Source organism: Bacillus sp. CGMCC 1.16607, assembly GCF_042683745.1.
GTDB lineage: Bacteria > Bacillota > Bacilli > Bacillales > Cytobacillaceae > Pseudoneobacillus.
Window position 1 is genome coordinate 80549 of record NZ_JBHUJX010000012.1, and the last position, 13768, is coordinate 94316.

Sequence of the window (13768 nt, forward strand, 5' to 3'; positions counted from 1 at the left end):
AATGGATCATGTGAATCGCAAACCTAATAAACCAGCATCTCCAGGAGGAATGAGGGGGCCTGGAGGTCATCCTGGTGGAATGATGGGAGCACCCGACGCAAAGGCAAAAAATTTAAAGAAAACCTTCAAGCAACTTATCGTTTATTGTAAAGTCTATTTACCGATGATAATCGTTGCCCTCGTACTTGCAATGGCAGGTGCTGTGTTTAATATATTCGGACCAGAGCTACTTAGTCAGATAACCGATTTGATAACGGAAGGATTGATGACGACTATTGATCTAGATGCGGTAGTAGATATCGCCTTACTTCTAGCCTTCCTTTACGGTTTAGGATTTGTGTTCAATTATATTCAAGGCTTCATAATGGCTACCGTCACGCAAAAGGTATCAAAGAATTTACGAACGGATATTTCTAAAAAAATTAACAGAATGCCATTAAAATATTTTGATTCAACAAGCTCAGGGGATGTTCTAAGTCGTGTGACAAATGATGTCGATATGATTGGACAGACGTTGAACCAGAGTGTGAGTACGCTTGTTTCCGCCATTACGATGTTCGTCGGTTCGCTTGTGATGATGTTTTATACGAACTGGATCATGGCGATATCAGCCATTCTTTCAACGATTGTAGGTTTTGCTTTTATGACCTTCATCATCTCAAAATCACAAAAATATTTTATCGAGCAACAAAAAGAGCTTGGGAAGCTTAATGGCCACATTGAAGAAATTTATTCGGGCCACCATGTGGTGAAGGTTTATAATGGAGAGAGAGCTGCGAAAGAAACTTTCCATGAGATTAACACAAGACTTTATAATAGTGCCTGGAAATCTCAATTCATGTCAGGCTTAATGATGCCATTAATGATGTTTGTTGGTAATTTTGGCTATGTGGTCGTAAGTATCGTTGGTGCGGTTCTTGCCGTGAATGATCATATTTCATTTGGGGTAATCGTGGCCTTTATGATTTATATACGCCTTTTCACACAACCTCTATCACAGCTTGCCCAGACGGCTACGAGTCTTCAATCAACCGCTGCAGCGAGTGAACGAGTATTTGAATTTCTTGATGAAGAAGAATTGGCAGATGAAAAGGATAAGACGACAAGACTGGAAAGTGCTAAAGGGGATGTGGAGTTTAAGAATGTTCGCTTTGGCTATGATGAAAATAAAATGATTATTAACAACTTTTCTGCTACTGCAAATGCTGGACAAAAAGTGGCAATCGTTGGACCTACAGGCGCAGGAAAGACTACTTTGATTAACCTACTGATGCGCTTTTATGAATTAAATAGTGGAGAAATTTTAATCGATGGTGTTCCAACTCATAAATTAACACGAGAAAATATCCATGAACTATTCTGTATGGTTCTTCAAGACACTTGGCTATTTGAAGGAACAATTCGTGAAAATATTGTTTATAACCGGAAAGGAGTAACCGACAATGAAGTGGAGGCAGCTTGCAAAGCAGTAGGACTTCACCATTTTATTAAAACTTTGCCAATGGGATATGATACGGTCCTAGACGATAAAGCCAATCTATCAGCTGGTCAGAAGCAGCTGATCACCATCGCACGTGCCATGGTGTCCAAAGCACCGCTGCTTATATTAGATGAAGCAACTAGTTCGGTGGATACCCGAACGGAAGTACTTATTCAAGAAGCCATGGATAAACTAACAATTGGTAAAACGTCCTTTGTCATTGCCCATAGACTTTCTACAATCAAAAATGCAGACCTCATCCTTGTAATGAAGGATGGAGACATTATTGAAAGTGGATCACATGAGGAACTACTGATGAAAAATGGATTCTATGCAGAGCTTTATAATAGTCAGTTTGAGGATGCTTCGTGAATATAAAGGATGAATGTCCAAGCTGCATTTCAAGGTGTTTACATTTACACCTTGGAATGCAGTTTTTTATACCTTCTTGCTATTAAAATAAAAATAATATCAAGTATTACTATTTTCTAATCTGAAAAGTATAATCATGATTAGGAGTTGAGAGAAATGAATAAAAAAGACATCGCTAATATCAGAAAGCAATTTAAGTTAGATAATAATCTATTAACCATTCGAGAAATTTTCAATGTATATGTTCAAAAAGAATCAGGTGAGATTTATCATCACATCAGTCTTCCTTTTCAAATGTTAGAAAAGGAAGCGCAGGAATTATTTTTGGCAAACTTCAAAAAGGTTTTGACTGGTGATGTGGATACAAAGCTGTTCGAGCTGAAGTTTCAGCATGAGGTAGAAGGTAGCACACAAACCACGCTCTTCCAAGGTTTGCATTCAGGTTCACAAGACTGGCAAGAATATATGCTACAAATTGTTGGGAAGATGTTTGCTCATGCAGTTTATGAATTTGATACTGTAGTGACGTTTATACGTGGAGAATATCGAAAGCCGACTCGGAAACGAGATGCAGAATCCGATATAGGCGGGGATGATGAGGTCTATTCCAGCCAGTTTATCCTCTGCAGTCTTAATAAAACCGATCAACCGAAAAAAGCCTTGCTATTTGACTATATTGAGAAAGAATTTAAATCGAATAATGCGACAGATCCCATTATCAATTTAGCCGCACCATTGTCAGGTTTTCTATTCCCTGCATTTAATGACAATGCTGCAGATGTAAATCATATTTTATATTATGCTGGGAAAGTGAACCAACCAGATGAGACTTTTATCGATGCAGTTCTAAATTGTGAGGACATTATAACGGCTGGGGAAGACAAGGATTGCTTCGAAATCATCTTAAATAAAGTGATTGGTGACCAAGTGGAGACTAAGATCATTTCCAATGTTTATGAGGAAATCGATAAAATCGTGCAGGAAAGTGTAGAAAACGAAGACAGTGAAGCACCTAGGTTGGATTATCGGGACATCGGACGCATTTTAGAGGTTAGCGGGGTTGAGAATGTAGATATTGCTAAAGTAGAGCATGCTTTCAAAGATGTTATAGATGATGAAAAACATGAATTCAAAGCAAATAATTTAATTCCGAAATCAATCAAAATCAATACAAGCGTAGCCAATCTATCTATCAACCCGAAAGATTTGAAAAATGTTAAATATATCATGTATCAAGGAAAACGATGCCTACTTCTGGAGATTGACGAAGATGTAGTTATTGAAGGATTCCGTTTAGAATCAGAGACATTCTAATGGTTTTGAAAGTAATTTAAAAGATTCGATGCGATTAAGCATTCGGATCTTTTTTATGTGTTACGATATCGTTCCAAAACATAAACTTTTATTAAAATCATTCACGAAGGTGATAAGAGATGAACTTTGAAATGCAAAAAGCCATTTTATTAGCTGAAAATATTCAAGCTTTTATTCGATTTGTTTATAAAAACTATGAAATGAAAAATGACTTTTTTGATCGCGATAAATTGTATCAAATCAAACTTTTAATAGAAGAATATAAGTTTCGATTATTAGCAGATGAACTTTTGAGAATCAATCAATTTCAATGGGATGGAAGGTATTCATATTATTTAGTAGATAACTTAAAACAAGGGCTCGATATTATTGATGAATATGTGAAAAATAACATAAATGATTTATTTCTCCTTTCAGCAAGACTTTACACCTTAAAGAACATTAGTTTATCTTTTAGTAGAAAGGATAGACAATTACGATAAATTTATAGGTTTATACTGGGGGATTCACAAATGGACCAAAACATTATTATTAGAAAAGCAATCGAAAGTGATGCTGAGCAGCTTATTCAACACATGAGAATTGTGTTGAAAGAAAATTCACATTTTCTTGGAACAAGCTTGGAAGATTATCATCCCACACTTGAAGAAGAAATGACTTGGATCAATACACACAATCAAAACGGATTAGTATTGGTTGCTGAGGTTAACATCACAATTATTGGGTTCTTATATTTTCGATTGTCTACTAGCAAAAAATTTAGTCATAAAGGGATATTTGGGATGACTATTCAAGAATTGTACACAAATAAAGGAATCGGTAGTGCCTTAATCAAACAAATGTTAGAATGGGCAGAAAAAAATAAGAGAGTAGAAAAGATTACTCTTGAGGTTTTTTCAAATAATGAAAGGGCTATTCATTTATATAAAAAGCATGGTTTCATTGAAGAGGGAAGACTTGTAAAGAATGCAAAATTGGGACCAAATGAATATGTGGATGATATTTTGATGAGTAGGTTTGTATAAAAGATAATCGAGAGATTGTTAATATATTTATGTCTAAAGGCAACAATTTGCCTTTAGACATTGGTCTCATTCAATATCTCCAACGATAGTGTGCAGCAATTGGAGTATCAAAAGATGTTAGCTTAACTTCAGCAGCAAAGGGTGGGTTATTGTTAATTAAATACGGAGTCCCATCTTTAGCCCTTTTATCGGATACAATTCCTACATGATGATATCCATCTAGAAAAACAACAATATCCCCAGGCTGCCAATTCTTTAAATTTTCCACATCACCTGGGATGAGTTCAGTTGTTAGGGCTTCCGTAAATCTTTGAAGATATACATTTTGGTTTGGGACTCGGCGAAAGTCAATATTTGGGTCAGGTTTTCCATTGACCCTAGGATATAATGCAGTATTTTCCTTAATATCTATATCTATGAAATCCTTAAAATTAATGTTCGCTCCAAGAAATCCCCGCCATATCACATCCGTACAAACTCCTTCATCTTCTGGCGGATAGCCCCCTTGATAATAATTACTTTCATACTTGGTTCTTCGCTTTACCTCTTTTCGAGCTGATTGGACAATATCGAGTGAATCAGGTCTACCATTCTGATTGCGGTCAATTTTGGAGTAAGTGTGTGGAACAACTACTTTCATAACAAAAGGATTCTCAATATGTAATCCAATCGTATCAAAGATTATTCCGTCTCGGAAGAATATAAGTAGTGTGACTATGCCGATTATAGTGGATATAATAAAAATCTTCATTTTCCGCATAAATTTACCTCAACTATTATAAGTACTATGTTTTTGTATAGATATAGACGTTTTTATTCTTATGATAGTTTCATTATGGGGAAAATTTCAAAAGTACAAAGGGACGAATCTTGAACTTCATTTTGAATTAAAAAATTCGTCCCTACTTAATCCTAAAGTGAACCTGATACAATTTGCCCTTTATTAAATACTGCTACTCGTTTTCCCCTTCTTGCGACTGCTTCTGCAGAGCATGAGGCTTGAACTAGATTTAGATCAGCATCATCTCCAATGTTGGGCCACATTTGAATGCCTTCTTTATTTAACGGGGTTTTTCCACCGGTGATAAATCCTAGAGATTGTGATAAAGCATATTCCGTTACATACCCATAAAGCTCTGCTAGGCGACCGACTTTTTCTAAATTATCTCCAGTGCCAAAAGGGGACCAATGATCTGTGATGCTGTCATTTCCGAGACCAATCTGAACACCTTTTTCACGAAGTAATGGGAGTGGCATAATCATTTTACCGATAGGCACTGTTGAAGTAACACTGATTTCAAGTTCGGCAAAACGTTCAGCAAGTTCTGAAACTTTACCAGTAGGAACCCCAGCAAATCCAAATGCATGACTGACAGTTACTTTGCCTTGTAATCCTGCCTCTTCGGTTAAATCCGCTAGTTTTTTCATTGTAAACATTCCTAGATGATCGCGTTCGTGAAGGTGAATATCCACTCCTGAATTAGTTTCAACAGCAATATCGATCATCGTATGTAGTGACTTTTCAATATTATTGTCAACTGTGTATGGATCAACACCACCAACTAGTGTAGCTCCTTGCTTCATGGCATTTCTTATAAGCTTTTCTACGCCGGATCTAAGCAATCCGTGCTGTGGAAAGGCAACCACCTCATAGGATAACTTATTAGAATAACCTTCCAATGCTTGTAAAGTTGCCTCTAAATTTTTCAATCCAACTACGGGGTCGATATTGCAATGTGTACGAACATGAGTTGAACCGAATTGGCTCAGCAAGTCTAACATTTTCTCAGCACGATCTTTTGCTGTTGGTAATAACTTCGGTAATAATTCTTCCTCTTCTTTAAATCGATCAAAGATACTTGATGCAGGTTGCACTGCTTTCCATGGACCACTAAAGTAGGTTTTATCGATATGAATATGCATTTCTTTGAATGTTGGTAGCATAAGTAGGTTTTTCGCATCCCTTTTTTCAAGATCCGTTTCAAGAGGAGTGGATGCTGATATCATTTCAGTAATTTTTCCATTTTCGATTTTTATATGGAAGATATCCGTATTGGTAGCAACCACCACCTCATTTTCGTATTGATAACCTGTTTCTAAGCGTACATTTGTTAGCCAGTATGTTGATTGATTCATATGTTTCTTCCTTTCATAAAAAAATTAAAGGTTACCAGATACGATTTTTCCTTTATATAACACCGCAGGACGAACAGATCTTCTTGCAATGGCTTCTGCTGAGCAGCTTGATTTTACAAAGACCATGCTGGCATCATCACCGACTTGTGGCCAAACTCGCTGTCCATTTTTATCTAAAGGTGTTTTCCCACCCGTAATAAATCCAAGTGTTTCTGCTAGCTTATATTCTGTTGATCGGGCAGTAAGTTCGGCTAAACGACCAGCTCGTTCTAAAATATCGCCATTACCAAACGGTGACCATGAATCAAAAATATTGTCACAAGCTACCGCAACATTAACACCTATTTCATGGAGGAAGGTGACTGGGGGAATGGTTCTACCAATCGGTACACTCGTTATAATCGAAATTCCGAGCTCTGAAAGCGTTTGTGCAACATCATCTGCTTCTTTTCCCGCCATATCTCCTAATGCAAAAGCGTGGCTGACGGTGACTCGTCCTTGCCAGCCTGCTTCTTCTGTCAGTTTGGCAAGCCTTTTAATGGTGGAAAGTCCCAAAGCTCCTGGATCATGCAAATGCAAATCCACATCCACGTTTCCTTCAATCGCAATTTCCATCATTTGTTGTAATGATTTTTCCATGTTTCCATCAACATTTGCCGGGTCGACACCACCAACTAAAGTTGCTCCTTGACGAACAGCTTCCCTTACTAAATCTTGACAGTTCGAATGAAGCAAACCATGCTGTGGAAAGGCAACAATTTCATGGGATAACATCCCTTCATAATCTAACAGTGCTTCTTGAACAGCATAAAGATTGTTTAGTCCTACTTCAGGATAAATGTCCACATGGGTGCGGATATGGGTGGAACCAGATTGAAGCAAAATTTCAATTAATGCTTTTGCTCTTTCTTTTGTTGTTGTTGGTAGTGTGGGAAGAACTCTTTTTTCCATTTCAAATCGTTCAAAAATATTGGCAGCAGGTGTTACTGCACGCCATTTGTCACCATGAAGAGTTTTGTCTAAATGAACATGCATCTCTTTAAATGAAGGCAAAGCTAACAAATTTCTTGCGTCTTTTTTTTCAAGTTTGTCTTCTAATGCTGTTTCAGCTGAAATAATTTTGGCAATCCTACTATTTTCAATTAACAAGTGGCAATTTTCTGTTTGTGTTCCAGTGATTAGCTCATTCTCAAATTGATAGCTTTTTTCTAAACGGACATTTGTTAACCAGTAAGAGGAATTCACGATATTCACTACTTTCTTAAAAATTTTCAACGTTTGTCATTTAAAAAAATAAAATTGATAGAATACTAGCAATCTTATGATAATCATATATAAGTTAAATTGCACATTCAAGCATATTTTATTATGGAATAAGTCGTAACTTTGCAAATTAACTTAAAAAAACTTATTATAAGCAAAGAGGTGAGATAATGTTACAAGATAAACGTTTGGAAACAATCATTCAATTTTTACATAAACATGAGCGGATCGATGTTGAAACTATTTGTGAGATGAATCAAGTCTCAAGAGACACAGCAAGAAGAGATTTAATTAAATTAGAAGAATTGAGGAAGGTCATTCGAATACGAGGTGGCGCTAAACGGCCGAATTTAAATAATGAGATTTATAATTATAATGAGAGAATGGACATGGCATTCGATGCAAAAAATAAAATTGGTAAACTAGCAGCTTCGTGCATTCACGATGGGGATCATCTAATTTTGGATGCTTCAACAACAGTCCAATCGTTATCCAAACATATAATAAGCGAGAACCTAACTGTAGTTACGAATTCGATCAATGTAGCTAGTGAATTAACGGTAAGAGAAAAAATAAAAATTAATCTACTAGGTGGAACATTAAACCCAAAACATCTGGCTATTTATGGTTCACGAGCAATTAAAAATATCCAAGATTACAAGGTAAATAAATGTTTTATCGGGACGTGTGGCATCTCATCAGAAGGGCTTTCTACTTCGATTGAAGAAGAGGGTATTCTTGTTCATGAAATGATTAAACGTTCCGACAAAGTCTTCGTACTTGTCGACTCCACTAAGTTTAATAAAACCTTTTTTCAAAATGTATGTGATCTTGATGCTATTGATGTAGTGATTACAGAAAAAGAAATACCAGAAAATATGAAGAATTTATTAGATGAACATAATATTGAAGTGCTAATTGTTCGGTGATTTGGACGTAATGAACATTTTTATATTTATGACATGTATATTTGTGGTGTTTAAATTTATAAATACCTCATTTAGTCAACTTGTAAATTATCGATAATTTACATATAATAAACTATTGAGTCGATTAATGGTAATGTACAAATTTCATATTAACTGCTTCCTTTTTCGATTTTGAATATTTTAGGTGTTATTGACAGTTATTAATAAAATAACTGAGCTTTACATGGAGGTTAGTAAATGGGTAACGAGCATTCGAACGGAAATAATCCGAAATTATTCAGAAGAGTGCCTAAGAACAATGAGCCGTGCAATTTAAGCCATGGGCAAGTTAGATTTTTACAAATAAAACAGCTTTTATTAGGGATTTTTATTGGATTTATCATACGTGAGCTATTGCTAAGGTGGTAATTGTCAAATTATTGTTAGAATGAGAAGAGTTTATCAAATGTATCAAATAACTAGAACAAATTTGGAAGTTAAACTTTGTTAAAATTGGTATTTATAAATAAGTAGTTGAGTTGTTGACTTTTACACTATATTAATATATTATGAATTCGAGATAAACACTTCGAAGATTTTCTAACTAAAGGAGATTAATATAATGAATATATTAGTAGTTAAAGCAAATAACCGACCAGCTTCTGATGCTGTATCAAGTAAAATGTATCAAACTTTCATGGAGAATATTGAAGGTGTAAATGTAAGCACATACGATGTATTTGCAGAGGATATGCCTTATTTTGGACAAGATTTATTTAATGCTTTCGGGAAACTACAATCAGGTCAAGAAATGACAGATTTAGAAAAACGTATATTAGCGGCTAAACAAAAAGCGATGGATGCTTTATCAGCTGCGGACGTTGTTGTTTTTGCTTTCCCATTATGGAATTTAACGATCCCTGCCAAATTACAAACGTTTATCGATTATGTTTACCAAGCTGGATTTACATTCAAATATAATGAAAATGGCCAATTAGTAAGCTTAATGACAGATAAGAAAGCAGTTATTTTAAGTGCACGTGGAGGAATTTACTCTACTCCAGAAACAGCTCCAATGGAAATGGCTGCTACTTATATGAAAAATGTTGTCGGCGGAGTATTTGGAATGGAAATTGTTGACGAAGTTATTATCGAAGGTCATAATGCAATGCCAGCTCAAGCTGAAACAATTATTGCAGAAGGATTAACAAAAGTGAAGGAAGTAGCGAAAAAATTATCAGCTGTCCTTGTTTAATTTATTATTAAAAAGGGTCATTCAACTTTAGTTGAATGACCCTTTTTAAATTCTATAACTTGATAAGAAGGATAAGAAATCTTCCTGCTTTGAATGCTTATATTTCATAATGGCATATGTATACGCTTCTGGTAAAGTAAAGGAGTGACAAGGCACTTCTAGCAGACTGCCCTCTAATAACTCTCTCCTCACAGTTGAAATAGGTAAAAAAGAGACACCTAATCCTTCACTAATAAATCTTTTTGAAATATGCACTTGTGATACTTTCATCATTCTTGCATTTGGATAGAAATTCTTTATTTTTCGACTAAGTCCATCCCAATAATCAGGGTGGTTATGTGTAAGAATGAAGTTAGTTCTTAAAAAATCTTCCTCATCAAGTGGTGGTGCACTCTCTGAATCCCTACCATCATGGGGAACGACAAGAATAACTTTATCATTATAAAGCATTTCAGAATTAAGATCTGCATGTGTACTGCTCAAACAAGATAACCCCATATCTACTTCATCATTTAAAACGGCATTTTCTATTTCCACAGATTCCAAAATTTTAATCGAAATTTCGACTTGTGGATTTCTTTGTAAGTACGTTTTAAGTATAAAGGGGAATATTGTATCGGCGATAAGTGGTGATACAGCTAAAGACAGCTTCGTTGTAAAGCCTTGACTAAATGATTGCAAGTCTTCAATCCCTCTTTGATAAAAATCAATTAATTTTGTTGCGTGCTCCAAATACCGAATCCCTTCCTCAGTCAGTTTTACTCTTTTCCCCTCTCGAAAAAATAATTTCACTCCTAGTTCCTTTTCCAATAATTTAATATGTACCGAAACAGAAGGCTGAGAAATGTATAAGAGTTCTGCTGTTTGTCTGAAGTTTCCACATTTTGCCGCGATAAGAAAGGTATTGATCCAACTTAATTCCATTATTAAATTCCTCTCTTTAATAATTTTAATTAAATCGATTAAAAATAATTAATATTTATAATTATATTCATCATATACAATATATGTAACAACGAAAAGGGGGATTTTTGATGTTGAATCAAGGGTTAAAGGGAATTGTTGCCGCAGAGACATTAATTAGCCATGTGGATGGGGAAAAAGGGAAACTCATTTATCGAGGTTACGATGTATTAAACATTACAAAGTTTTATACTTTTGAAGAAACAGCCTTTCTTTTATGGTATGGAAGATGGCCAAGTCAAGATGAATTAGCTCAGTTGAAAAATGAAATGCAGGTTCAAAGAGCTCTACCATGTCATATTGAACAAATAATTAAGGATCTTCCAAAGGAAATGGATTTGATGAGTGTAATTAGAACTTGTATTTCTTCAGAGGGCAATTCCTCTTACGACTGGAAGCCTACGATTAACCAAGCAATTAGATTGACATCGATGTTTCCAACCATCATCGCCTACAGAAAAAGACTACTTGAAGGAAAACCGTTTGTTTATCCTCGAACAGATTTGAGTCATATTGAAAATTATTTAAATATGTTAAATGGTGAATTGCCAATCAAAGCTCATGTCCAGGCACTAGAAACGTATATGATTTTGACGATGGAGCATGGAATGAATGCTTCTACTTTTTCAGCTCGAGTAACAGCTTCTACTGAATCAGATATAGTATCAGCCATCACTTCTGCAATTGGGACGATGAAAGGACCACTTCATGGTGGAGCACCTTCTGAAGTGCTTGAATTATTAGATGAGATTGCTGTAGTAGGGGATGTGGAGAAAGTGATTCGGGCAAAATTGTCACGGGGAGAAAGATTAATGGGGTTCGGACACAGAATTTATAAAACACGTGATCCACGAGCGATAGCATTAAAAGCAAATTTATTAGACTTTGTCGGCAATGATCAATGGCTGGATCTAGCGTTGGAAGTAGAAGAGAAAGGAATTAAACTTTTAGCAGAGTATAAACCGGGAAGAGAGCTTTATACGAATGTAGAATTTTATGCAGCAGCCATTATGAAAGCGATTCATATGGAACCAGAACTTTTTACACCAACTTTTTCAGCTAGTAGAGTGGTAGGTTGGAGTGCACATGTACTCGAACAGGCAGAGAATAATGTGATATTCAGACCACAGTCCAAGTATATTGGCCCATTTTTTTCGTAAAAAAGGGTTGAAAATGGAGATTCATGCGTCAATTATGTAAACTTAAAATAATAAAAAATTTTTCAAACCCGTATCTTTTCCTAATCTTATTTCCGTTATGAAGGTAGAGAGGTAAAAGGAGTGAACAGAATGTATAATCACAAAATGCAGATGGCTAAAGGGAATGCTTTTTCAGAAAAAAAACTGGTGGAGGAGCTGTATCCTGGACTGAAACGATATTGCCGTTTTCTATCAAAGAATAAATGGGATGGGGAGGACCTTGCACAAGAAGCAATCCTGAAGGCAACTCAAGTTTACGAACCATCTGTGATTTGTTCTGCACTTTTGAACAAAATTGCTTATCATCAGTGGATTGATATGATCCGAAAACGTGAGCAAGAAGTGGTTGGTATTGGTTTTGAAGTCCCTGAAGATCATTCAAAAAAGAAATCGAATCATGTTTTGGATACAGTAATGCATTTAATCGATCAGTTGACACCTAAACAAGCGGTCATCTTTCTCCTAAAAGAAGCATTTCGTTATCAAGCCAAGGAAATTGCAAAACTTCTAAATACGACAGAAATGGCAGTAAAATCATCTCTTCATCGTGCAAAAGCCCGTATAAATAATAAAGAAACGATTCATACGGTGGATACTTTTTGGGGTGAGAAGGAAAAAGATCTACTGATTGAGCTACTTTATCAGTCTCTTCAGGAAGAAGACCCATCAGTGTTGATCGATCGAATAGGTGACATACCTTCATTAGTAGAAGTTCCGATGCCGAATACAAGAAAACATTCTGCTTCACCTCTCAACTCTTACTGTATGGCAGCGTAAAGAAAAGGGAGGAATTTTTATGGGTACCATTCCATATGTCATTGAACAATCAAATCGAGGCGAACGTTCATACGATATTTATTCAAGGTTGTTAAAAGACCGTATTATTATGATTGGTGATGAGATAAATGACCAATTAGCAAACAGTGTCATTGCCCAATTATTGTTTCTTGAAGCGGACAATCCAGATAAAGATATTTCGATCTATATAAATAGCCCTGGTGGATCGACATCTGCTGGCTTTGCAATATTTGACACAATGGAGCTCATCAAGCCAGATGTAAGCACTATTTGTATCGGAATGGCAGCTTCATTCGGAGCGATGCTGCTTCTTGCTGGAACAAAGGGAAAAAGGTTTGCCCTTCCCAATAGTGAAATAATGATTCACCAGCCACTCGGTGGGGCAAGGGGGCAAGCAACGGAAATAGAAATTTCAGCGCGACGAATTTTAAAACTTCGTGAACATGTGAACGGAATTATTTCAGAACGAACAGGGCAACCAATTGAAAAAATCGCCAAGGACACCGATCGAGATTATTTTATGAGTGCAGCGGAGGCACTTGAGTACGGTATTATCGACAAAATCATAAGTAGAAATAAAGATATATAGGTTACTCGTCCCAATCAGAAAGGGACATTGAAGTAAGCTAATTATAAAATATCAGAAACCAATTAAAGGGCTGCTGTCTTTAATGGTTTCTGATATTTTTTTGATTAGAAATATTAGAAGGTGATTCAGTACTTAATAATATGGGTTTTAGTTTTATTGTCTGTTTGAGGGAAATATGAGACGTTCTTGAAACAGTTAATTTATGTAGAATGAGGCTACAGTATGTAGCTTCATTCTAATTTAAAAATGCCATTAATGCGTTTTACTACCTTCCTCCTTAATCGTTACACGTTGAGGTTGTTTTGGATAGTCGTCCTTATTGGAATCATTTGGACCAGTTAAGGTATTTCTTTGGTCCAACACATTGCCGGTAAATTCAATGGGATTTTTATTCGACATAAGTTCACCTCCTTGTTTTAGGATGGTTGAAATAGTAAAAGTAAATTCGGGTTATTTCATGACAAAA

At 35.8% G+C, this 13768-nt stretch carries 15 protein-coding genes; 10 read left to right on the forward strand and 5 right to left on the reverse strand.

What is annotated here, in order from left to right; translation table 11 throughout:
• Position 1: 1 nt before the first annotated feature.
• From ACFSO7_RS07595 to ACFSO7_RS07610, 4 genes are all read left to right on the forward strand, one after another.
• Positions 2 to 1852, forward strand: a complete 1851-nt coding sequence (locus ACFSO7_RS07595; protein WP_377876963.1) for an ABC transporter ATP-binding protein — start codon at positions 2 to 4, stop codon at positions 1850 to 1852.
• Between the two features lie 156 nt (positions 1853 to 2008).
• A complete protein-coding gene (locus ACFSO7_RS07600) occupies positions 2009 to 3166 on the forward strand; it encodes a DUF4317 domain-containing protein (protein WP_377876703.1) in 1158 nt (385 codons plus the stop codon).
• Between the two features lie 119 nt (positions 3167 to 3285).
• Complete coding sequence (locus tag ACFSO7_RS07605) at positions 3286 to 3648, forward strand: hypothetical protein (RefSeq protein ID WP_377876704.1); 363 nt, start codon at positions 3286 to 3288, stop codon at positions 3646 to 3648.
• A gap of 30 nt (positions 3649 to 3678) precedes the next feature.
• The gene (locus tag ACFSO7_RS07610; protein ID WP_377876705.1) at positions 3679 to 4191 is read left to right on the forward strand and encodes a GNAT family N-acetyltransferase; all 513 of its coding nucleotides are present in this window, start codon (positions 3679 to 3681) and stop codon (positions 4189 to 4191) included.
• A gap of 70 nt (positions 4192 to 4261) precedes the next feature.
• On the opposite strand, the gene ACFSO7_RS07615 is transcribed toward ACFSO7_RS07610, so the two are convergent.
• The 3 genes from ACFSO7_RS07615 to ACFSO7_RS07625 all read right to left on the reverse strand — a co-directional run bounded on the left by ACFSO7_RS07615 (position 4262) and on the right by ACFSO7_RS07625 (position 7572).
• The gene (locus ACFSO7_RS07615; protein ID WP_377876706.1) at positions 4262 to 4951 is read right to left on the reverse strand and encodes a DUF1287 domain-containing protein; all 690 of its coding nucleotides are present in this window, start codon (positions 4949 to 4951) and stop codon (positions 4262 to 4264) included.
• Between the two features lie 152 nt (positions 4952 to 5103).
• Positions 5104 to 6327, reverse strand: a complete 1224-nt coding sequence (locus tag ACFSO7_RS07620; protein ID WP_377876707.1) for an amidohydrolase family protein — start codon at positions 6325 to 6327, stop codon at positions 5104 to 5106.
• Positions 6328 to 6351: 24 nt separating this feature from the next.
• Entirely contained in the window at positions 6352 to 7572 is a 1221-nt protein-coding gene (locus ACFSO7_RS07625; protein ID WP_377876708.1) for an amidohydrolase, read from the reverse strand.
• Between the two features lie 188 nt (positions 7573 to 7760).
• Between ACFSO7_RS07625 and ACFSO7_RS07630 the strand changes: the two genes are divergently transcribed.
• The 3 genes from ACFSO7_RS07630 (at position 7761) to ACFSO7_RS07640 (ending at position 9753) form a co-directional block, all read left to right on the forward strand.
• A complete protein-coding gene (locus ACFSO7_RS07630) occupies positions 7761 to 8519 on the forward strand; it encodes a DeoR/GlpR family DNA-binding transcription regulator (protein WP_377876709.1) in 759 nt (252 codons plus the stop codon).
• A 237-nt stretch (positions 8520 to 8756) separates the two neighbouring features.
• Entirely contained in the window at positions 8757 to 8927 is a 171-nt protein-coding gene (locus ACFSO7_RS07635; RefSeq protein ID WP_377876710.1) for a hypothetical protein, read from the forward strand.
• Between the two features lie 193 nt (positions 8928 to 9120).
• The gene (locus ACFSO7_RS07640; RefSeq protein ID WP_377876711.1) at positions 9121 to 9753 is read left to right on the forward strand and encodes an FMN-dependent NADH-azoreductase; all 633 of its coding nucleotides are present in this window, start codon (positions 9121 to 9123) and stop codon (positions 9751 to 9753) included.
• 45 nt (positions 9754 to 9798) lie between these two features.
• Here ACFSO7_RS07640 and ACFSO7_RS07645 read toward each other — a convergent pair whose 3' ends face one another.
• Complete coding sequence (locus ACFSO7_RS07645) at positions 9799 to 10677, reverse strand: LysR family transcriptional regulator (RefSeq protein WP_377876712.1); 879 nt, start codon at positions 10675 to 10677, stop codon at positions 9799 to 9801.
• A gap of 110 nt (positions 10678 to 10787) precedes the next feature.
• Here ACFSO7_RS07645 and ACFSO7_RS07650 point away from each other — a divergent pair, with 110 nt between their 5' ends.
• The 3 genes from ACFSO7_RS07650 (at position 10788) to clpP (ending at position 13302) form a co-directional block, all read left to right on the forward strand.
• Entirely contained in the window at positions 10788 to 11876 is a 1089-nt protein-coding gene (locus ACFSO7_RS07650) for a citrate synthase/methylcitrate synthase (RefSeq protein WP_377876713.1), read from the forward strand.
• Positions 11877 to 12005: 129 nt separating this feature from the next.
• The gene (locus ACFSO7_RS07655) at positions 12006 to 12692 is read left to right on the forward strand and encodes a sigma-70 family RNA polymerase sigma factor (RefSeq protein WP_377876714.1); all 687 of its coding nucleotides are present in this window, start codon (positions 12006 to 12008) and stop codon (positions 12690 to 12692) included.
• Between the two features lie 19 nt (positions 12693 to 12711).
• The gene (gene clpP, locus ACFSO7_RS07660; protein WP_377876715.1) at positions 12712 to 13302 is read left to right on the forward strand and encodes an ATP-dependent Clp endopeptidase proteolytic subunit ClpP; all 591 of its coding nucleotides are present in this window, start codon (positions 12712 to 12714) and stop codon (positions 13300 to 13302) included.
• 252 nt (positions 13303 to 13554) lie between these two features.
• Here clpP and ACFSO7_RS07665 read toward each other — a convergent pair whose 3' ends face one another.
• Positions 13555 to 13701: a hypothetical protein gene (locus ACFSO7_RS07665; RefSeq protein ID WP_377876716.1), complete on the reverse strand. Its 147-nt coding sequence runs from the start codon at positions 13699 to 13701 to the stop codon at positions 13555 to 13557.
• Between the last annotated feature and the right edge of the window lie 67 nt (positions 13702 to 13768).

Excerpts from the sequence above, each read along its gene's own strand:
- ACFSO7_RS07630 (WP_377876709.1), top strand. The coding sequence starts at position 7,761 with ATGTTACAAGATAAACGTTTGGAAACAATCATTCAATTTTTACATAAA.
- ACFSO7_RS07610 (WP_377876705.1), top strand. The coding sequence starts at position 3,679 with ATGGACCAAAACATTATTATTAGAAAAGCAATCGAAAGTGATGCTGAG.
- ACFSO7_RS07655 (WP_377876714.1), top strand. The coding sequence starts at position 12,006 with ATGTATAATCACAAAATGCAGATGGCTAAAGGGAATGCTTTTTCAGAA.
- ACFSO7_RS07615 (WP_377876706.1), bottom strand. The coding sequence starts at position 4,951 with ATGCGGAAAATGAAGATTTTTATTATATCCACTATAATCGGCATAGTC.
- ACFSO7_RS07600 (WP_377876703.1), top strand. The coding sequence starts at position 2,009 with ATGAATAAAAAAGACATCGCTAATATCAGAAAGCAATTTAAGTTAGAT.
- ACFSO7_RS07665 (WP_377876716.1), bottom strand. The coding sequence starts at position 13,701 with ATGTCGAATAAAAATCCCATTGAATTTACCGGCAATGTGTTGGACCAA.
- ACFSO7_RS07605 (WP_377876704.1), top strand. The coding sequence starts at position 3,286 with ATGAACTTTGAAATGCAAAAAGCCATTTTATTAGCTGAAAATATTCAA.
- clpP (WP_377876715.1), top strand. The coding sequence starts at position 12,712 with ATGGGTACCATTCCATATGTCATTGAACAATCAAATCGAGGCGAACGT.
- ACFSO7_RS07595 (WP_377876963.1), top strand. The coding sequence starts at position 2 with ATGGATCATGTGAATCGCAAACCTAATAAACCAGCATCTCCAGGAGGA.
- ACFSO7_RS07650 (WP_377876713.1), top strand. The coding sequence starts at position 10,788 with ATGTTGAATCAAGGGTTAAAGGGAATTGTTGCCGCAGAGACATTAATT.
- ACFSO7_RS07640 (WP_377876711.1), top strand. The coding sequence starts at position 9,121 with ATGAATATATTAGTAGTTAAAGCAAATAACCGACCAGCTTCTGATGCT.
- ACFSO7_RS07645 (WP_377876712.1), bottom strand. The coding sequence starts at position 10,677 with ATGGAATTAAGTTGGATCAATACCTTTCTTATCGCGGCAAAATGTGGA.
- ACFSO7_RS07635 (WP_377876710.1), top strand. The coding sequence starts at position 8,757 with ATGGGTAACGAGCATTCGAACGGAAATAATCCGAAATTATTCAGAAGA.
- ACFSO7_RS07620 (WP_377876707.1), bottom strand. The coding sequence starts at position 6,327 with ATGAATCAATCAACATACTGGCTAACAAATGTACGCTTAGAAACAGGT.